The following is a 20397-nucleotide window of genomic DNA, read 5'->3' on the forward strand; positions in this document are numbered from 1 at the left end:
GTTTTAAGCCCGACCGGGCGGGGCAAATGCTCCGCTACTTGGAGACTGTTGGGCAGATTTTTTTGTTGTGGTTTAGTAGTACCCCTAAAAACCATAACTCATGCCCAACTACATAATCTATATTGTTCTGGCTGCCGTCGTTGCCCTTGTGGCCGGCGTGGTGCTGGGACGCCTGCTGGCCGGCAAGGCCCGGCAGGACCACGAGGCCCAGGCGCAAGCCCGCGCCCAACAGTTGCTTCAAGAGGCTGAAGATAAAGCCAACCGCGTCCGCGACGAGCGTATTCAGCAGTCAAAAGACAAGTTTCGGACCCTTAAAAACGAGTTTGAGCAGGAAAGTAAGCGCCAAAAGCAAGCCTTAGAGCAAGAATTAACCGAACGCAGAGCCACTGTACTAGAGCAGGAGCAGAGTATCAAGCGCCTCACTGAGACCACTCAAAAGCAGCTCGAACAACTACAGCGTAAAGAGCAGGACGTAGAAACCCTCCGCGAAAAGCTTCAGGCCGACGCTCAGCAGCAGCGTGAGCGTCTCGACAGCCAGGAGGAGAAGCGCCGCGTGACGCTCGAAACGCAGCAAGCTAAGCTTCAGCAGAAAGAGCAAGACCTCGACGCGCGCATCCACGACGTGCAGCATCAGCTCGAAACTATTGCCAACCTATCGGCCGCCGAAGCCCGCGAGCAATTGGTAGAGTCGTTGAAGAATGAGGCCCAGATTCAGGCTTCCTCTTATATCAAAGACGTGGTAGCTCAGGCTAAGTTGTCAGCTACCAAAGACGCGAAGAAAGTGGTGCTGGAGACTATTCAGCGCACGGCTGCTGAACACGCTATCGAGAACTGCGTATCGATTTTCAACATCGAGTCAGATGACGTTAAAGGCAAAATAATTGGTCGTGAAGGCCGCAACATCCGGGCGCTGGAAGCTGCTACCGGCGTAGAAATCATCGTGGATGATACGCCCGAGGCCATCATCATTTCCGGCTTCGACCCGGTACGCCGCGAGGTAGCGCGCTTGTCGCTGCACTTGCTGGTAAAAGACGGTCGTATCCACCCGGCCCGCATCGAGGAAATCGTGGCTAAAACCCGCAAGAACATCGACGAGGAAATCGTGGAAATCGGGGAACGGACTATCATCGACCTCGGTATTCACGGCCTGCACCCCGAACTGATTAAGATGGTCGGTCGGATGCGCTTCCGCTCCAGCTACGGCCAAAACCTGCTCCAGCACTCCCGTGAAGTAGCCAACCTCTGCGCCACCATGGCCGCCGAGCTGGGCCTGAACGTCAAGCACGCCAAACGCGCCGGCCTGCTACACGACATCGGTAAAGTAAGCACCGAGGAGCCCGAGCTGCCCCACGCCATCCTGGGTATGGAGCTGGCCAAGAAGTACAAAGAGCACCCCGACGTGATTAACGCCATCGGCGCCCACCACGACGAGATTGAAATGACCGCCATGGTCTCGCCTCTGGTGCAGGCCTGCGACGCCATCAGCGGCTCTAGACCTGGTGCCCGCCGCGAGATGATGGAGAGCTACATCAAGCGCCTTAAGCAGCTGGAAGAAACCGCCGTCGGTTTCGATGGCGTGCTTCAGTGCTACGCCATCCAGGCCGGCCGCGAGTTGCGCGTGATGGTCAACGCCGAGAACGTCTCGGATGAGCGGGCCCAGGAGCTGAGCTACGAAATCTCGCAGAAGATTGAGAAAGAGATGCAGTATCCCGGTCAGATTAAGATTACCGTCATTCGCGAAATGCGCGCCGTGGCCTATGCTAAGTAATTATCTGATTTCAGTAAGTAAAAAAGCCCCCCAGCGTCCGTGCTGGGGGGCTTTTTGGGGAAAGCAAATAAGCGTAGAATGTTTATTCTGCCTCTTGGCGTAATGTTGACTGGGCCTGCTTGGCTAACCAGAAGTAATACAACAGGCCATACACGCCGCCGCCCACGCCAAAGCTGACGATGTCGAGCGCCCTGGACTGACTAAACGTTGGAAACACCGTGACGATGACAACGGGACTGAACACGAGCACCACTACGATACTCATCGCCAGGACGCTGCCAATGCCGACCGATGCCCACCAGGTAGGTAGGGCGAGGCGTTGGAAAAGCAAAGAATGAAACCTGGTGAAGGGAAAATACACCCACCAGCCGTAAAACAGCATGATCAAAAAAACATAGATCAAGGTTGAGAGGAAACCTACCTTGCTAGAAATACTAAAGAGCATGGCTGACACTGCCAATGCAACAGCTACAGCGAGCAGAGTTTTGAAGAAAGCTTTCATAAGATGTAGGCGCTAATTACAGTCCAGTGTTGATAAGGGCTGACCATTTTATAAAGCATTTTGTAGCTAACTAAACTTGGAGTAAAATATCGTTGAAAAGTTAAGTGACACAGTTTACCACCACAATTTTGTATGTGGTGGTTTATCTACCCAGAAATAATATAGCATACCATACAAGCCGCCCCCAATACCAAAACTAGTAATAGTTCTTAGCTTACTTAATATAGGGGTCACAGTAAAAATAGGGGCAGAGCCACTCACCAAAATGGACATAATAATCACTGCCAGTACTCCCCCTATACCTGCTGATGTCCACCATGCATATCGGTTAAAATAATGGAATGCTATATAATGTATTACAATGAATGAACCATAAATCCATATTCCATAAATCATTATCATAAAAAATAAATAGATAGCTGTCGAATAAATTTCTGAAGAGTTAAAAGCACTTGCAAGTATAGACGAAATAACTAATGCAGTAGCTATAGATATTGTTAATTTGAAAAGAGTTTTCATACAGTTCAGCTTAATTACAATCTAAGGTTGACATTGAGCGACCGTTTTGTAAAGCTTCCTGTAGCTTATCAAAGTTAGTTCGATTGATCACTGGCGGTTTAATTTCGGCAGAGATGCCCTGATTACCAAAAATACCTCCAGCGTCAAATAAACCCTTCACATTTCCCATCAGCCCTTGCCATAGCCTATCACCTGCTTCAAACTGAAATGCATTTTTGCCTCCTCCTCCTTTAACATCTGATAGTGCGCCCAATGTATTATCAAGATAACCTGTAAGCCGATCTACCCCCTGCGTGTAAAAAATATATCCGTTTGCTGTTTCATACACACCAAAGTAGCGAGTACCAGAAACAGGATGATCATGATTGAGAGGGTCACGAATTGTGGTGAAGGCCCAACCTGCCGATTCATAACCAGGGCCATACTCACTGACAATCACAGACCCTCCGTCAACGAAAATCCCGATATCAATAACTGCGCTGAACGGAGAATTTTGCCAAAGCTGCGCTTCATACTCTGGAGCAGGAACTGCCGTGGAAGGAGTAAATGAGGTCCCTGAAAGTTCAGTTAAGTGCAAACGAATATAATTCATGAACTCAGTGAGCGACAATCTTTGGTTGTTGATTGTTGGTAGGTCTGATAAAAAGACTGAGTATTTATCCAAATTTATGATAGGGCCTACTGCATTCTGAATGGATTGTACATGGTAATCATGCTGAGTAGGAACTTTAGAATTAAAATTAAATCCCGCATTAGACAATTGTTGTAGCTTGTCTTTTATTGATTGTGGAGGCACATAAGAGATCTGCCACTGCCAATCCCTGATTAGCTCAGGGCAGGGGCCCAATAGAGCAGTTTCATTAGCAACAAGCTCATTGATTACTGTTTGCTCATAGGTCGGCGCGGGCGGCGTCTCACCACCCCCACCAGGGCTGGGGTACGGCTCTGGCGTGGGCCCACCCCCATAGCCTGGGTCGTAGGGATCGTAGGGCGGATACGGATCGTACGGATCACCTCCAGGGGGGCCGGGATCTTCCATGGGGGCACAAACGGTTATCTCATAGGGTGGGTCATGGGAGATAATGGTGTACGTGTCGCAACCCCACGACATCGTGCCCATCATCGGCTCGCCGGTACTCATGTCCGCTGAGCCGGCCGCATTCAGGCGCGGGGTACCGGCCTGGGCCACGCCCCGCACGTAGCGCGTACCAGACTGGTACTGATAATTAAGGTTATAGAAGAAGGCAAAGCCGGTAAAGCCCGGCTGATTGCCTGCGGCCTTGCCCTTTCGCTGCTGGTGAAGATTGAGAAGCAGCGTCTGCGCCTGCTGGTCCGTTTTACGTTCGTCTTCAGCCAAGACCTCCACAATCGTGGCTTGCCACGCTTGCTCGCTCGTGGGAGCGAGCAGCAGGTAACGGAAGCCGTGGTACTGGGTGCCGCGAAAAGTCTCTTTCGTCTCCAGCAGGGGCACCAGGACGAGGGCCTCCGGCTCTCGTAGGGCCGCTTTTTCCAAGCCAGGGGTAAGCGCCGGGCCGCCGGTACGTGCGCTTCGTACCAGGTGCGTGCCTGGGCCACGTTGCCCGGATGTTGCGTGTGGGTGGAGGAGGCTAGGTAGCTCGCCCGTGGCGCTTCCAGAAACTCAGGCTCCTGCGGGGTACAGGCGGGCAGGCCGACTACAAGCAAGCTAACGGCTAGGGCCGCTCGGCGAAGAAAAGGGTAATGCATAAGGAAAGTAGGTAGGATAAAGGGTGAAAAGAATATTTTCTTCCCGGCCCGCTCAGGCACACACAGCCTGCGGTACTTTCCTGCGAGGAAAGCCGGGCATGGGAACTCACTTGCAATAGGTAGTAGTAGCGGCGGCCAGAGCCGGGGTCGGGTAACGTAGGCCACACCCATAAAGAGGAGAGCGTTGCCGGGGCCAAGATTACGATTTCTTGGGAATGAGTAAGAATGCTATTTAAAAAATACTCAATTTATTAACTGATGTTACGCGGCAACTGCACCTCTGCCTCAGAAAGAAGCTATTGCTGCTTCAGGAAACATCCTTTCCAAGCAATCGACTAATATGCCGCGTAACATCAGTTATTAATATAGTAACTGTTACTTACGCCATACAGGCCGGCTGGGAGCTGCGCGTGCTGGTGAACGCGGAGAACGTGAGCGACGAGCGGGCCCAGGAGCTGAGCTACAAAAGCGTGCAGAAGATGGAGAAAGAGATGCAGTATCCCGGTCAGATCAAAATCACCGTGATTCGGGAGATGCGCGCCGTGGCCTACGCCAAGTAAAAATAGCGTCTGCTTCGACTGCCAATCGGCAGTAAAAAGCCTGCTCCACGAAAGTTGCGGCAAGCTTTTTATTTTTGTTCAGGCAGCAGTATAAAAAAGCACTTATATTAAGGGAAAGCCTAAAGTCATGAGCAATCAGCTAGTATCCATTAACCAAAACGTGATGAGCGGTACCCCGGTCTTTGCCGGCACCCGCGTACCGGTCAAAAACCTGTTCGACTATCTCGAAACGGGCGAAACGCTGGAAGCTTTTCTGGATGATTTTCCTTCCGTGCGGCGCGAGCAGGCCGTTGCCTTACTGGAACGAGCCCAGCGGTTTCTGACCTCTGATGATTTCCTGCGTGAAAGTGCTGCTTGACGAATGCCTGCCCCGTCGCTTGCGGCGCGAATTACCCGAATTCGAAGTCTACACGGTAACCGGGATAAACTGGAACGGTGAGTCCGACGACACGCTACTGCCCCGTGCCGCCGCTGCTGGGTTCGACTTTCTGCTCACGGCCGATCAAAACCTGCCTTTTCAACAGAATCTGGCGTTGCTGCCCTCGTTGCGGGTTATCGTGTTCCGTACTTATCGCAACACGGTTTCCGAGCTGTTGCCTTTGATACGGCAATTCGCAACACAGCATTCCCACTTACCAACTGGAGTAGCTACTGTTTTCAGTAGTCGCGATTAAGGCGAACCCTCATTAATTTAAAAATCTGGGCGGTGGTCTAAAGCGTGGTGATAAGCCTAATGCATGACCAACTGAAAAAGGCGCTGAACAAGCTATTCAAGCTCCTTTTGATTCAACCTGAAACGGCACCATCACCACGCTTTAGACCACCGCCAAAATCTGATATAATTGCTGACATCGCCCAGGAGCTGAGCTACGAAATCTCGCAGAAGATGGAGAAGGAGGTGCAGTATCCGGGCCAGATCAAAATTACCGTCATTCGGGAGATGCGCGCCGTGGCTTACGCCAAGTAACGTTTCAGATCTAATTATGAAAAAGCCCCCCAGCATTGGATACTGGGGGGCTTTTTTGTGCTCAACGGTAAGGAAGTAGTGCTTGACTACCAAGTTTATCGCATTTGATCAACGCACTGTTATCTCACTCAAATGAAGTAACTTCCGCAAACACCTAAGATGCTTTTCCCTTGCTGAAGTTTATTCTCAACAATCAAGAAGTAGATACGGACTTGCCGGCGGGTACAGTGCTGCTGGACTATGTGCGCTATCATCAGCATCTGCCGGGCACCAAAATCGGGTGTCGGGAGGGTGACTGCGGGGCGTGCACGGTGCTGCTGGGCGAGCTTGCCGATGACCAGGTGCGCTACCGCTCCTTTACTTCTTGCCTCACGCCGCTTGGCAATGTGCAGGGCAAGCACGTGGTAACGGTGGAGGGAATAAACATGGAGAGCCTTAATCCAATTCAACAGGCCATGGTGGACGAATCGGCGACGCAATGCGGGTTTTGCACGCCGGGCTTTGTGATGTCGTTGGCCGGCTTTTGCTTGAGCGGAAAAAAGCCAACGGCGCAAAATGCGGTGGCCGCCGTGGATGGTAATATCTGCCGCTGCACGGGCTACAAATCCATTGAGCGAGCGTCCGCCAAAGTAGCGCAACTGTTGGAAGCAGGTGAGGGAGAAGAGCCGGTAATTTATGTTGCCCAGCAGCAAATTCTGCCCGAATACTTTACCTCCATCAAAAGCCGTCTGCGGACATTAGCTGCGGATAGTGCACCCAACGGACATATCCTCAACGGCACGCTACAATTTGTGGGCGGCGGCACCGATCTGTACGTGCAGAAGCATGACCAGATGAAAGAACTGGCCACGCGCTTTCTCTTCAATCAAACTGATTTACGCGGGATTATCAAGCAGGAAGACCGCTGCGTAATCGGGGGCGCGGCCACAGTGAGCGACTTAGCAGAGTCGGCCGTTATGCAGGAGTACTTTCCTGATTTTCGGCGCTTTCTGCGGTTGGTGTCGTCAACGCCGATCCGCAATATGGCCACCGTGGCGGGCAACTTCGTCAACGCTTCCCCCATTGGCGACCTAACCATTATGTTCCTGGCCCTGGATGCGCAACTGGTACTGAGCGATGGACAAACGCAGCGGGAAGTTCCGCTACGCGAGTTTTATCAGGGCTACAAGGTGCTAGCTAAGACGCCACAGGAGAACGTTACGGCTATCTGGTTTGAGCTGCCAAGCTCTGCTACTCTTTTCAACTTCGAGAAAGTCAGCAAGCGGACCCACCTGGATATCGCCAGCGTCAACTCGGCCTGTTACTTTACAGTGCAGGATGGCTTTATTGTAACGGCTGCAATTGCTGCCGGTGGCGTAGGGCCAACTCCTATGCTTTTACACAAGGCTTCAGCCTATCTGGTGGGCAAAGAAATTTCCGAAGAGCTTATTCAGGAGACTTTGGAAATAGCACAGACAGAAGTTTCACCCATTAGTGACGCTCGCGGCACCGAGGCATACAAACGCCTCCTGTTAAATCAGCTGATTAAAGCGCATTTTCTGGCTCTGTTTCCGCAGTTGAATGTGCAGGAATTACTGCGTCGCTGAAATGCCTGCTAAAAAAGAACGTCATGCAGAGGCGAAGCCGAAGCATCTCGCTCGCTCCGTTAAATTAGTAACCTGGCATTAGCACGCGGGATGCTTCGGCTTCGCCTCTGCATGACGTTCTTTCATTACCAGTCAATACCATGAAAAATATAGATTCCGGTAACCACACAAAAGGGCAGTCGGTCTACCTGGATGACATTCCGTTGGTGGCCGGAACGCTATTTGGGGCCGTATTCAGCTCGCCGGTCGCGCACGGGCATATTCAGCAGCTGCATTTGGCCGAGGCTATGCAACACGCCGGTGTAGTGCGTATTTTTACTCACCAGGATATTACCGGCGAAAACCAGATTGGCGGCATCATTCCGGATGAGCCCTTGCTGGCGGAGCACGAGGTGGATTTCTGCGGAATGCCCATTGCCTTTGTCGTGGCAACGTCGGATGAGGCGGCGCGGGCGGCGGTGAAGAAAATAAAGGTTGATATCACGCCGCTGCCAATTGTTACCGACCCGCGCGTGGCGCATGCCCAGGGTGAGCTCATTGTGCCGCCGCGCACCTTCCGCCTCGGCGATACCGCGCAAGCCTGGGAGCACTGCGCGTATGTATTTGAAGGCACCGCCGACACTAACGGGCAGGAGCACCTGTATATTGAAACGCAGTGCGCCTACGCCATTCCGCAGGAAAACGGTGAGCTGAAGATCTATTCTTCGACCCAAAGCCCCACGGCCGGGCAGCGCACGGCGGCGCGGGTGCTGGGCGTGCCCATGCACCAGCTGGAGGTAGACGTGATTCGGCTGGGGGGCGGATTTGGGGGCAAAGAGGATCAGGCGAATGCCTGGGTAGCATTGTGCGCTCTGGCCGCGCATCACCTGCGCCGGCCGGTGAAATATGTGCTGCACCGGCTGGAAGACATGGCCATGACCGGTAAGCGCCACCCGTATTCCTCCGACTTCAAAATCGGACTGGATAAAGACCTCAAAATCATTGCCTACGAGGTAGACTTCTACCAGAACGCCGGAGCCGCCGCCGACCTGTCACCGGCCATTATGGAGCGGACGCTGTTCCATACCACCAGCACCTATTTTATCCCCCATGTGCGGGCCACCGCCTTTAGCTGCCGCACACATTTGCCCCCCAATACAGCTTTTCGGGGCTTCGGCGGGCCACAGGCCAAGTTTGTGATGGAAGCGGCCATTGCCACTGCCGCCGAGAAACTTGGCGTGGAGGCCTGTGTGATTCAGAAAAAGAACCTAAACCAAACCGGCGATGAGTTTCCTTTCGGGCAAAAAGCCGTGAGTGAGGCGCGCGCCTGCTGGCACAAGGCGGAAGAGCTATACGAGGTGGAAAAGCTGCGGCAGGAAGTTGAAGCTTTCAATGCAGCCAATATTCTCTATAAAAAAGGCTTGGCACTGATGCCAGTTTGCTTTGGTATCTCGTTCACCAACACGTCCATGAACCAGGCGCGGGCGCTGGTCCACGTCTACTACGATGGCAGCGTGAAGGTAAGCACGGGGGCCGTGGAAATGGGGCAGGGGGTGAACACCAAAATGCTGCAAGTAGCAGCCCAAACGCTTGCCATCAGCCCAGCCAAAGTGCGCGTGCAGACTACCAGCACCAACCGCATTGCCAACACGTCGCCTTCCGCCGCCAGCGCCACCGCCGACCTCAACGGTAAGGCTGTGCAGTTGGCATGTCAGGCAATCGTGCAGCGACTTAAAGAGGTAGCGGCCCAAGTGTTGCAAGCGCCAGAAATAGCCATTAAGCTACAGGATGAACAGGTATTGCTCAACGGCCAGCAAACGGAGTTGGACTGGAAAAAACTGGTTACGGCCGCTTTTCTAAAGCGGGTGAGCTTATCGGAGCACGCCCACTACGCCACGCCGGATGTACACTTCGATAAAGCCACCGAGAAAGGCCACCCGTTCGCCTACCACGTGTATGGCACGGCCATCACTACCGTGACCGTGGATTGCCTGCGAGGCACGTATCAGGTAGACGCGGTACGGGTGGTGCACGACTTCGGCCGCAGCATGAATCCCGCCGTGGACCGGGGCCAAATTGAAGGCGGTATTGTGCAGGGGATAGGCTGGATGACACTGGAAGAGCTGCTCTACGACCCGGCCGGCCAGCTGCGCTCCAACACGCTCTCCACTTACAAAATACCCGATATCTACTCGGTGCCGAAGGAAATTGCCATTGAACCCCTGCAAACCGAGCAAGACAACCTCGCCATCTTTCGGTCTAAGGCCGTGGGCGAGCCACCATTTATGTATGGTATCGGCACTTATTTCGCCCTGCGCAACGCCATCAAAGCCTTTAACCCCCATTCTCCCATTGCCTTCGACGCTCCGATGACTCCGGAAAAAGTGTTGCTAGGTTTATATCCGCAGTCGACTGTCGGCACCCCACTTGTACATGAGCAGAGCCTTCGCCACGTGGCAGCTTCTTGACGAAAGTTTGCGTCGTGGAGTCCCGGCCATGCTGCTTTATGTGGTTCAGAGCCAAAGCAGTAGTCCAGGGCGGCAAGGCTTTGCGATGAGCGTAGATGCGCTCGGAGCTATGCAGGGCTCCATCGGCGGTGGCATTATGGAGCACAAGCTGGTGCAGCTGTCCCGCGAACGGCTTACTCAGCCGGCACGTAGCAGCTCCTTGCACCGTCAGATTCACAACAAAAAAGCCCCCCAAGACCAGAGCGGCATGATTTGCTCCGGCGAGCAAACCGTTTTGCTGTATCCTATACAGCAAACTGATGCGCCAGTAATTCAACAACTTCTCACGGTTCTTGAACAAGAGCAAACCGGCATGCTGACCTTAACATCGGGGGGCATTTCTTTCGAGGCCGGTAAGCTGCCAACGCAAGATTATCTGTTCCGTCAGGAGTCCGAGAATGAGTGGCTTTACCAGGAAAAAATCGGCTATAAAAACCACCTGCATATTATTGGCGGCGGCCACTGTGCATTGGCTTTATCTCGCTTATTGCAGTCGTTGGATTTCCGTGTCCAACTCTACGAAGACCGGCCGCAACTCAATACTTTCTTAGCCAATGACTACGTCCACGAAAAAACGACCGTAGCCAGCTACGCCGACTTAAAAGAGTTGATTCCCGAAGGCCAGAATCAGTACGTAGTCGTCATGACGGTGGGCTACCGCACCGACGATATCGCCGTGCGGGCGCTGCTGGGCAAGCAACTGCGGTTTTTAGGATTGCTAGGCAGCCAAAAGAAGATAGAAAAAATGCTCCATGACTATCAGGCAAAAGGTGTTCCGCCCGAGCATTTACAGCGCTTACACGCCCCGGTTGGCCTTCCTGTCAATAGCCAAACGCCCGAAGAAATAGCCATCAGCATCGCCGCGCAGCTGATTGCGGTGAAGAACAAGAGAAATAATTAACAGGTGGTCCCGCCACATCGGATGCGGCGGGATAAGTTAACTTACAAGTGAAGGTGAGATAGGTAGTTTAATTATAAACGTAGTGAGTGAATCCTGCTTCGTATCAACAGATATATTTCCTTTATGATTTTTGATAATATCCTGACTGATGAATAGCCCTAAACCTGTTCCTTTCGAGGTAGGCTTGGTGGTGAAAAAAGGCGAAAACAACTGTTCTTTGTCAACATCTGAAATTCCTTTACCATTATCTTGAATTAGTATTTCCATGAATTCTTCGTAAAAAGAAGTTTTCACCGTAAGCTTAGGTTTGAAATCTGTATCTACTAATGCTTTTTCGTGTAAAGAATAAACAGCATTATTTAATAGATTAAAGATAACCAGACTCATTTCTGTGGGTAATATTCTTATGGAAAAGTCATTGTAATCAGAATCCTTTATTAATTCCAATGGAATATAATCGTAATATTGCTTGTTCTCATCTTTATATTTAACTATTTGATCCTCAATAAAAGAATGAATATTAGTTTCTGTGAAAAGGTCGGATTTAACTTGTAATAGTTTGTCCATGCTCCTTACTATTCTTGTTAAACTAAAGCCGTGTTCCTTTATTTTTTCGGTATTATCCTCAACCATAGTAAGTAGTGGTATCAATTCTGTCTGGATGTATTCATCGGATGTATATTTATCAACTGCTAATAGCTCTTTGCTTTCTTTTAGGAATTCGTTTGATAAAGCGGCGAAATTGTTGACGTAGTTTAAAGGATTAAGCAGCCTGTCAACTAATCCTTTGGTTAGTTGACCAATAGAGGCCAGTTTTTCCTGGCGTATTAGCTGCTCCTGCGTCGCTTTTAGATCAGTGAGCGTTTTCTTAAGATCTTCCAATAAGTCGTCCGACTTCTTCTTTTCTATTATTAATTCCCTGGTTCGATCTTCTACTTCCTGACGAGCCATTGATAAATCAGTGACCATTTTATTAAAGGCAATACCAAGCTCTCCAATCTCGTCTCGCGATTTATTTAAGACTCGCTGGGTAAGGTCGCCCCGGCCCACTTTAGTTGCCGCATCCCTTAGCTCCAATACGGGAACGGATATGTTTCTGGCTAAGCCAAAGCCAATTACAATACCTATACTAAAGACTAAAAAACTAAAGCTTAGCGAGGTAAGCCGAATTTGCTTTTTGCTTTGAATAATATCTCGAGTTGAGGAAGCTAATACTATTTCGCCTTTCATCATTGGCGTGCTAAAGCCTGCTCGTTTTACGACTGTTGAATCATTTGATATGGCGTTAACATCAATTTTTTTTGTGCAGGATAGGTTTTAAAAACTGTTCGGTTTATTTGATAACTAGAGTGGCTATTGTTCCAGACCGTGTCAGTCTGTACTAAGCTTACGAACTGCAACAGCGGATCCTTCTTAACATAATCCATGGCGGTTTGGACGCCTTGAAAGTTTTGTTCGGTCATAGCAATTTTAACCCCTAAAGCAACCGTATTTGCATGGTTCTGAACCTCTTTATTGAAATTACTTAATAGATATTTTTCCTGAATGGATGGTAAATAAAACAGAACGAAGAAAGAAAATAGTAATACAATACTAGTCACCGCCATCCAGATCTTAGTCTTGACCGTCAGTCGTATGTGCCTTATATTTTGAAATAATGATCTATATAGTCTGTTTGTCATACGAGACGTCAAGTAGTGTATTAGGCTTACTATCGTATGATATTCAGTGTGTTACACAAAATTGAGTACCATGCTTTGTTCTTGTCTGCAGCCAACCGGTGGCGCAATCTACTTGTAGCGGGTCTGGCTGTCTCTGATAGCCTCAACCGAAGCCATAAAGTGTATACTTTAAAAATTATTAACTATAACTTATTAATTAACCCTACATAACTACTTGACCATCAAGAAATAGTAAGCCTATTGTATAAAAACGTTTTTATAAAGATGTTTTTCCGTCAATGACTATGGTTTTATTACTAGTAGAGGGCTGGTTAATAACGCCAATAGCACCCTTTGTTTGCGACACAAATTCTTCAAGCTCAACTTCGGAATTAAAAAAATTAGGAGCATCTGCTTTTCCTTGAAATACCAGTGCCAACCAATACTTATTTAATTCATTTGCACTCATGTTATAAATCTTTTTACTAGTGTTCATTCCAATGGGAGTACTACTTTTCATGAGTGCTATGATAACCTTGCTGCCATCAGGCCAGCGTAGTTTTTCGCCTCTCATTGTCGATTTAAGCTGCGCCACCTTCATCTCTGCTGGTACGCCTTTACCATTAGCAATCACCACCAAGTTCATTTCTTGGGATCTTGCCGGTGAATGGCAGTATAGAGTAATTATGAATACGTTGAAAATAAGTCGACAAACCCAAGTCATAAGTATTTATCTTTAAAAACCAACCGCTATCTGGAAAATCACTTTGTTTGAATTATCCGACGTGTTGTTTATGGCGTATTGGTGTTCATTGGTATGTTGATATTCGAGCTTAAGGACGGCTAGGTAATTTAATTCATAGCGTAGTCCGCCAACGAATGATTGTACGTTGTTGTTTGAAAAGTACACTTCCTTGTTTCTATAATGAACATTATCAACTCTGACGTAAGGTATAATTTTATCGGTGAGCCTTAGGCCAGCATACGCGTAAGAAGCTATTGTATTTTGTACCCCAAGGCTGTCAGATTTATTTATTGCCATAGTGCTCTCTACTAGCAATTCATATTTTTTAGAGAAAAGCGAATCGTTGTAAGCAATCGAGGCGCTCATTAAATTCTGATTTATTTTGGTAAGCGCCCTGGTACTAATACCACCCGAGTGGTTATGAGTAATACTACCTTTTGAGATGACGTCATGATAAATTGATGCTCCAATACGCAAACCGTCCTTAGGTTTCACGTGCACAGCGACTGTAAGCGACTTGAAAATATTATTGTCAACTATATCACCTGATCCTAATCCATTCCCAACCATGACATCATATCCGAATCGGACTTGACCAAGATTTTGCCCTTGCAAGCTAACACCAGTGGTATGAAGCGGTATAATCCCTTGAGAAAATAGTAGTGGTCGGTCAATTGTAGGAAAAAATACTCTACCGTGATGATAAGTATCGTTCCAATAATTGACTGGGGTATGATGCTTTCCGATTAAAATACTATGATTTCCTGCGTAATTATATTTCAAAATTATACGCTCAATGCTAAGATCAAAATCAGTAGGTGAATCAAATGAATATTTAAAAACGGTTTCGCCCAGAAACGATAAGCGCTCAGTTATTTCTGATGTAATAAATAAATCCTGCTCGCCCAGGCCAAAATTTAGCTTGCCATTCTGGTAATAAGTATACGCATCCACAAATCCCCTGATTTGTGTTCGCTGTGCCGCTGCTCTTTGTGTTGAGCAAAGTATTAGGCCAACAATGGATAAAATAACGAGCGTATATTTTGTATTTTTCATACTTCGTTCTTTAGCTAGAACAGTCTCAAAGGTACCTTATTTTTTCACAGTTTAGTACTATATCATACTGCCAGCGCGAGAGTATCAGCGCCTGCCTTTGAGCGTCATGCCGGCCAGGCAACTAGCTGTAATTGGAGCACGGGCTGTGTGGAAGTGGCTGGGCAAACGCTCGGTCCTAATTAGCTTCGGGGAAAGCACGCTTAGGGTCCGTGAGTCACCAAGTCAAAAATGGCAGAGGGCCTTTGCAATAGCTTAAGTATCAAGCTTTCCATATTAAAATTCTCCATTACACTTATAGCACCTGGAAGCAAACCCAAACCAAGCGATAAGCGCACGCTGAAGTGGCGAAAGTGTTTTTTGCGGTAGAGGCATCAACTGTTGAATTTCACCAAAAAAACGTCATGCTGAGTCGCGGCCGAAGCATCTCGCGTGTTTAATGGGAGTACTAATCTTACTATCCCGAGCAGCGAGATGCTTCGTCGCTGCTTCATGCGTAGGATGCTTGGCCTGACTGCTTTGTGAGTAGTATTTTTAGCCGTTCACTCCCGCATTATCGTGCCGGTGATATAACCAAAAGGCTCATCGGTGGCCATGAAAACCTCGTTGTTATTTTCCACGCCAAATTGCTCCAAATTGAAGGGAATGTGGTGCTTGTTGGGCATGACAAGGCTGACTTCTTTCACTGCTTCATTCTCCAGTAAAATTTGCCCCCCAATAGCATACAAGGTGTGCTGCACCGAAAGGCTTTTGTGGCCGGCGAAAGTGCGCAGCAGCGACGTGCGAATCTGCTGGTAGGTAGCTTCGAAATCCAGGTTTGGAGTTGTGTATTCCCAAGTGGCTTCGCACTTGGTGGCCAGAATACGGTTGGTGGTTTCTTTCAGGATGGTGTACTCGTCTTGGATATACTTCGTGAAGGCTGAATCGGTGGTTTTTAGGAGTAGCAAATCCTGGAGGCCAGCAGAAACCTGCACGCCTTGGGCGGTCTGGGTAATGATGGCGCGACGCTTTTCTGTGCTGCCGCCCGTGAAGGAATGCTTGTGCGCTTCCCCGTCGAAAAACATGCGCTGCCAGCCGTGCTCCACCAGCTCAATTTTGACCTTGCTTAGCTGCGGATTTCGGGTGAAAAAGAAGTTGGCCAGATGAATACCAAAGGCCTCAATGGTGGACGTGAAATGCTCTTTAGCCAGCGCATACACTGTGTTCTTCTGCGTATCGGTAGGTAGGATTTGGGAGTTGTCGCCGAGCGTGTGGGCCGTTTCGAAATCACCTTCCAGCGCTACACTCACCGAAATCTGGCGAAACTCGTGGTGGTCGGCGTGGCGGATGATCTTGGATAGATTGACCGCGTTTTTGCCGTAGGCATTGATTCCTAGTTTGATACCCATTTGTGGTGGTTGGTTGCGCTGAGAAAGATTTCCAATCTAGAAAATTATCCTGCTAGATTGAAGGACCAATCTTGTCAATCTTTGATCCTGCCCTCATATATGCTGGATGCAGCTATAAAAAGCAAAAATGTAGTAACTCCGCAGGGTGTGCGGGAGGCGCTAGTGTTGCTGCAAGAAGGGCGCATTGTGGACGTAGTGCCAATTGATACAGCCGTCGACTGCCCAATTCATGACGTGCAGGAAAGGGCGCTGCTGCCGGGCCTAATTGACCCGCACGTGCACATCAACGAGCCAGGGCGTACCGAATGGGAAGGCTTCAACACAGCCACGCGCGCTGCCTTGGCCGGTGGCCTCACAACCTTAGTGGATATGCCCCTGAACTCGGCGCCGGTGACGACGTCAGTGGCTAATTTGAAGTTGAAACTATCTGCCACGGAAGGTCAGCTGCACACCAACTGTGGGTTTTGGGGTGGCGTCGTGCCGGGCAATGCTGGCGAAATAGAAGAGCTGATTGCGCACGGCGTGCTGGGTTTCAAAGCATTTCTGACCCACTCCGGCATCGATGATTTTCCGAACGCCACGGAGGATGATCTGCGGCAAGTGATGCCTGTTCTGGCCCGCTATGGTTTGCCGCTACTGGTGCATTGCGAGCTAACAACCGACAACGAGGCGTGGAAGCTAGGAGATAAGCGCTCTTACCAGAACTATCTCGCTTCGCGCCCCAAAAGCTGGGAAGATGAAGCCGTGGCGCTAATGATTCGGCTGTGTGAAGAATATAATTGCCCAACTCACATCGTGCATTTGTCGTCGGCCAACTCTCTTGCAGCCATTGCCGCGGCCAAAGCCGAAGGGTTGCCACTCACGGTAGAAACCGCGCAGCATTATTTAGCTCTCAATGCCGAAGACATCGAAGATGGTAAGACGCAGTTCAAGTGTGCACCACCAATTCGGGAAAAGTCTAACAATGACCAGCTCTGGGAGGCTTTGCAGGACAATATCATCGATTTTGTAGCCACCGACCATTCGCCCGCACCACCCGATTTGAAGCAGCTGGAGAGCGGAGATTTTACTACCGCCTGGGGAGGTATTGCCTCTTTGCAGCTGGCCCTGCCCGTGCTGTGGACAGCCGCTAAAAAACGTGGCGCCAATCTGACGGACCTCGCCCAGTGGCTAAGCACCAACCCAGCAAAGTTGATCGGGCAGCAGGGCCGCAAAGGTCAAATTGCCAAGGGCTACGATGCCGATTTATTAGTCTTGGAGCCGGAACAAGTTTTTACTGTAACGGCTGATATGCTGCACCATCGGCACAAAGTGTCGCCTTATATCGGGCAGGAGCTACGAGGTGTGGTAATGCAAACATTTCTTAAAGGGCGCCAAGTGTTCGATCATCCAAACTTTACTCACCTAACTCAGGGTGAAGTCATTACGCGCTAGTTGCATGGAGGCATACGTACGTCGCGCGGAGAAAATTCTACAGCGTATCAACGCCTTGGCGGCCATCAGCGAAGACTCAAATGGCGTGACGCGCACCTTTGGAACGCCCGCCTTTTTGGAAGGAAGCGCCTTGGTAAAAAGCTGGATGGAAGCGGCCGGCTTGGCTACCCGCACCGACAATATCGGCAACGTGCGGGGCCGGCTGGTCAGTTTACGATCGGGAGCCAAAACCTTTGTTATTGCTTCGCACATTGATACTGTAGTGAATGCCGGCAAATTTGACGGGCCGCTGGGCGTGTTGCTAGGACTTGATTTGCTGGAACAGCTAGCGCAGAAGCGCATAGAGCTGCCGTTCCACCTAGAGCTTATTGCTTTCAGTGATGAGGAAGGCTGCCGGTTTCATACCACCTATCTGGGCAGCAAGGTCGTGGGGGGCTTTTTTGAACCTGACTTACTTCAAAAGCGCGACGCGATGGGCATAAACCTGGCGACGGCCCTGGCGACTATGGGTGGCGATGCACAACAGCTTGCCAACGATGCTATTCCCGCTACTGATTGGCTCGGCTACTTCGAAGTACACATTGAACAAGGGCCAGTGTTGTATGAACGCAATATTCCCGTCGCTCTCGTGACGGCAATTGCGGGGCAGGAGCGTGTGGAGCTAGTCTTCAAAGGCATGGCCGGTCATGCAGGCACCGTGCCGATGAATATGCGCCAGGATGCGCTTTGCTGCGCGGCCGAAGTTATTTTGGCTGTGGAGCGGTTTGGCTTAAAGCATCAGCAGTCGCTCGTCGCAACAGTAGGCAAGCTTGATATTCGCCACGCGGCCAGCAACGTGATTCCCGGCGAAGTGGTGTGCAGCCTGGACCTGCGCAGTGCCGATGCAGCGCGCTTGGCGTGGGCGTCTCAAGTACTGCGGGAAGAGGTGCAAGCCCTTGCCCAGCAGCGTTCTATATCACTAGCATGGAACGCTGTGCAGCAAACGGCTCCCATTACCTGCGACGCTGCTTTGAACAGCCAACTTGCCCGCGCCATTGCTGACTCCAGCTACGAAGTAATTTCCCTGGTCAGCGGCGCCGGCCACGACGCAGTGCCGATATCGAAAGTCGCGCCGGCCACCATGCTGTTTGTGCGGTGCTATAAAGGCATAAGTCACCATCCTTTAGAGAACGTGGAGCTGCAAGACCTGGCGGCGGCATTGCGGGTGGCCGAGCATTTTCTAACCCAACTCATTACTCATCATTCGTAACTCTTCATGGAAATTTCCGCCCTAACGCGCTCCGTCGTCAAGCGCAACCACGCCGTCATCAGTCCCGATGGCTACATCAACAGTAACGTGCCGGGATGGACTGGCTGCACCGTCAACGTAATTATCAACGAGCAAATGGGGGCTCGGCTTTGCCAAACGCTGGTTACGTTGCAGGCTGGGGGGCAATTACTTGGCAAAACGAAAGCCTCACAGATTTTTTTCTACCTGGTCGAAGGTCAGATACAGGTTCGGGTTGATGGTGAGGAGCGCACGCTCACAACCGGGCAGTTTGTGTACGTGCCTATTGGTAAAGAATACCACTTTGAAAATCCCACGGCCGGCACCCAGATTCTGACTTTTCATAAAGCATATGAGCCACTGGAAGGCCAGGATGTGCCCGCCGTTTTGTTCGGCGAAAAGGACGATACTAAGGCGCCCATCTACATGAATGATGAGGCTCTGCGCATTCAGGTATTGCTTCCCGATCATTTGGGGTTCGATATGGCTGTGAACATCTTTACCTATCAGACGGGGGGCAATTTGCCCATGGTAGAAACCCACATTATGGAGCATGGTCTGCTATATCTCCAGGGCCAGGGTATCTACATGCTTGACCATGAGTGGTATCCCATCAAAAAAGGCGACTCTATCTGGATGGCTCCCTATTGCCAGCAGTGGTTCACGGCCATGGGCAAAGAGCCGGCCGTGTATATCTACTATAAAAACGTCAACCGCTTCCCAACGGTAGTGTGATTAAGCGGTCATGCAGAGCATTCTGCGTATGAAGCAGCGACGTAGCATCTCGCCAGTAGTAGTTAGATTACTAACCTTACATCAGCATGCGAGGTGCTTCGTCGCCGCTTCATACACAGACTGCTCTGTATGACGGGATTTTGGTTTATTTTAGTACAAATAAGTTTATAAGTCAAATGACCTTAGCTGAACTCAATACCCTGCCAGAATCCGCGCTACCTGATGCCCTGTGTAAATGCTGCGGTGCTAAGGCTTGGGTGGAGGCTATGACCCAAATCTTCCCTGTGCCAGATAAGGAAACTTTGTTTGAGCAAGCTTCCATCATCTGGTACAGCCTTTTGGAGCAGGATTGGCGCGAGGCATTCACCCATCATCCGAAGATTGGCGATGTCAACTCACTGAAGGAAAAATTTGCCACTACCAGCGCCTGGGCCGCTGGCGAGCAGGCGGCGGTGCAACATTCTTCCCAAACGGTGCTGGAGGATTTAGCCGAAGGAAATACCCGCTACGAGGAGAAATTCGGCTATATTTTCATCGTCTGCGCTACCGGCAAATCGGCGGAGCAGATGCTCGCCCTGCTACAGGCTCGACTGCCGAATGAGCCCGCCGAGGAAATGATAATCGCTATGGGCGAGCAAGCAAAAATCACTCAAATTAGGTTGGAAAAGCTATTAGCAGCATGAGCCAGATTACCACCCATATTCTCGACACAACTCGAGGCAAACCTGCTCAAGGTGTTACTATCGCCCTCTATGAGCAACGAGCCGAAACGTGGCAGGAACTAGCCCGCGGCACGACCAACCAAGATGGCCGCGTTGCGGATTTGCTGCCGGAAGGAGAGGTGCTGGCGCGAGGAATCTACAAGCTGAAGTTTTTCACCCAGGAATACTTTGAGCAGCTCGCAACCACCGCTTTCTATCCTTTCGTGGAAATTGCCTTTGCCGTCAGCGCGCCGGAGCACTACCATGTACCGCTGCTCCTGAACCCCTTCGGCTACTCCACTTACCGCGGTTCCTGAACAAGGTAAAGACGCGGATTCGCATCTGTCGTTGAACCGGAGGTCAGCGCAGCTAACGATTGGAACTGCACCAGCTAAACAA

The 20397-nt window shown here is 50.3% G+C and carries 19 protein-coding genes and 1 pseudogene; 13 read left to right on the top strand and 7 right to left on the bottom strand.

What is annotated here, in order from left to right:
- Positions 1-100: 100 nt before the first annotated feature.
- Positions 101-1768 (top strand): ribonuclease Y, encoded by a 1668-nt coding sequence (gene rny, locus MKZ35_RS01630; RefSeq protein ID WP_482511485.1) that lies wholly within the window; start codon positions 101-103, stop codon positions 1766-1768.
- Between the two features lie 82 nt (positions 1769-1850).
- On the opposite strand, the gene MKZ35_RS01635 is transcribed toward rny, so the two are convergent.
- The 3 genes from MKZ35_RS01635 to MKZ35_RS01645 all read right to left on the bottom strand — a co-directional run bounded on the left by MKZ35_RS01635 (position 1851) and on the right by MKZ35_RS01645 (position 4302).
- Complete coding sequence (locus tag MKZ35_RS01635; RefSeq protein ID WP_482511486.1) at positions 1851-2270, bottom strand: hypothetical protein; 420 nt, start codon at positions 2268-2270, stop codon at positions 1851-1853.
- 114 nt (positions 2271-2384) lie between these two features.
- Positions 2385-2789, bottom strand: a complete 405-nt coding sequence (locus MKZ35_RS01640; protein WP_482511487.1) for a hypothetical protein — start codon at positions 2787-2789, stop codon at positions 2385-2387.
- A 10-nt stretch (positions 2790-2799) separates the two neighbouring features.
- Complete coding sequence (locus tag MKZ35_RS01645; RefSeq protein WP_482511488.1) at positions 2800-4302, bottom strand: hypothetical protein; 1503 nt, start codon at positions 4300-4302, stop codon at positions 2800-2802.
- 580 nt (positions 4303-4882) lie between these two features.
- On the opposite strand from MKZ35_RS01645, the pseudogene MKZ35_RS01650 reads away from it, so the two are divergent.
- From MKZ35_RS01650 to MKZ35_RS01680, 7 genes and pseudogenes are all read left to right on the top strand, one after another.
- Positions 4883-5074, top strand: a pseudogene (locus tag MKZ35_RS01650) (ribonuclease Y); the annotation flags it as partial.
- 127 nt (positions 5075-5201) lie between these two features.
- Complete coding sequence (locus MKZ35_RS01655) at positions 5202-5432, top strand: DUF433 domain-containing protein (RefSeq protein WP_482511489.1); 231 nt, start codon at positions 5202-5204, stop codon at positions 5430-5432.
- Positions 5416-5748, top strand: a complete 333-nt coding sequence (locus tag MKZ35_RS01660; RefSeq protein WP_482511490.1) for a DUF5615 family PIN-like protein — start codon at positions 5416-5418, stop codon at positions 5746-5748. The genes MKZ35_RS01655 and MKZ35_RS01660 overlap by 17 nt, the downstream gene beginning before the upstream one ends.
- 59 nt (positions 5749-5807) lie before the next feature.
- On the top strand, positions 5808-6041 hold the full coding sequence (locus MKZ35_RS01665) for a hypothetical protein (protein WP_482512279.1): 234 nt from the start codon (positions 5808-5810) through the stop codon (positions 6039-6041).
- A gap of 170 nt (positions 6042-6211) precedes the next feature.
- Positions 6212-7627: an FAD binding domain-containing protein gene (locus MKZ35_RS01670; protein WP_482511491.1), complete on the top strand. Its 1416-nt coding sequence runs from the start codon at positions 6212-6214 to the stop codon at positions 7625-7627.
- Positions 7628-7767: 140 nt separating this feature from the next.
- Positions 7768-10074, top strand: a complete 2307-nt coding sequence (locus MKZ35_RS01675; RefSeq protein WP_482511492.1) for a xanthine dehydrogenase molybdopterin binding subunit — start codon at positions 7768-7770, stop codon at positions 10072-10074.
- Positions 10040-11014 carry an XdhC family protein gene (locus tag MKZ35_RS01680; protein ID WP_482511493.1) on the top strand — a complete coding sequence of 325 codons (975 nt, stop codon included), beginning with the start codon at positions 10040-10042 and terminating at the stop codon, positions 11012-11014. The genes MKZ35_RS01675 and MKZ35_RS01680 overlap by 35 nt, the downstream gene beginning before the upstream one ends.
- Positions 11015-11050: 36 nt before the next feature.
- Here MKZ35_RS01680 and MKZ35_RS01685 read toward each other — a convergent pair whose 3' ends face one another.
- The 4 genes from MKZ35_RS01685 to pucL all read right to left on the bottom strand — a co-directional run bounded on the left by MKZ35_RS01685 (position 11051) and on the right by pucL (position 15861).
- Entirely contained in the window at positions 11051-12244 is a 1194-nt protein-coding gene (locus MKZ35_RS01685; protein WP_482511494.1) for a sensor histidine kinase, read from the bottom strand.
- Positions 12245-12952: 708 nt separating this feature from the next.
- Positions 12953-13321 carry a hypothetical protein gene (locus MKZ35_RS01690; protein WP_482511495.1) on the bottom strand — a complete coding sequence of 123 codons (369 nt, stop codon included), beginning with the start codon at positions 13319-13321 and terminating at the stop codon, positions 12953-12955.
- A 90-nt stretch (positions 13322-13411) separates the two neighbouring features.
- Complete coding sequence (locus tag MKZ35_RS01695) at positions 13412-14476, bottom strand: hypothetical protein (protein WP_482511496.1); 1065 nt, start codon at positions 14474-14476, stop codon at positions 13412-13414.
- A 539-nt stretch (positions 14477-15015) separates the two neighbouring features.
- Positions 15016-15861, bottom strand: coding sequence for a factor-independent urate hydroxylase (gene pucL, locus MKZ35_RS01700; protein WP_482511497.1), 846 nt, complete (start codon positions 15859-15861; stop codon positions 15016-15018).
- 99 nt (positions 15862-15960) lie between these two features.
- Between pucL and allB the strand changes: the two genes are divergently transcribed.
- The 5 genes from allB (at position 15961) to uraH (ending at position 20315) form a co-directional block, all read left to right on the top strand.
- Positions 15961-17295: an allantoinase AllB gene (allB, locus tag MKZ35_RS01705; RefSeq protein WP_482511498.1), complete on the top strand. Its 1335-nt coding sequence runs from the start codon at positions 15961-15963 to the stop codon at positions 17293-17295.
- Between the two features lie 4 nt (positions 17296-17299).
- A complete protein-coding gene (locus MKZ35_RS01710; RefSeq protein ID WP_482511499.1) occupies positions 17300-18544 on the top strand; it encodes an allantoate amidohydrolase in 1245 nt (414 codons plus the stop codon).
- A 6-nt stretch (positions 18545-18550) separates the two neighbouring features.
- Positions 18551-19297, top strand: a complete 747-nt coding sequence (allE, locus tag MKZ35_RS01715; protein WP_482511500.1) for a (S)-ureidoglycine aminohydrolase — start codon at positions 18551-18553, stop codon at positions 19295-19297.
- A gap of 86 nt (positions 19298-19383) precedes the next feature.
- Positions 19384-19980 carry a 2-oxo-4-hydroxy-4-carboxy-5-ureidoimidazoline decarboxylase gene (uraD, locus tag MKZ35_RS01720; protein ID WP_482511501.1) on the top strand — a complete coding sequence of 199 codons (597 nt, stop codon included), beginning with the start codon at positions 19384-19386 and terminating at the stop codon, positions 19978-19980.
- A complete protein-coding gene (gene uraH, locus MKZ35_RS01725) occupies positions 19977-20315 on the top strand; it encodes a hydroxyisourate hydrolase (RefSeq protein ID WP_482511502.1) in 339 nt (112 codons plus the stop codon). Before uraD ends, uraH begins: the two co-directional genes overlap by 4 nt.
- The last annotated feature ends 82 nt before the right edge of the window (positions 20316-20397 follow it).

The organism is Hymenobacter sp. R533113 (assembly GCF_056835965.1).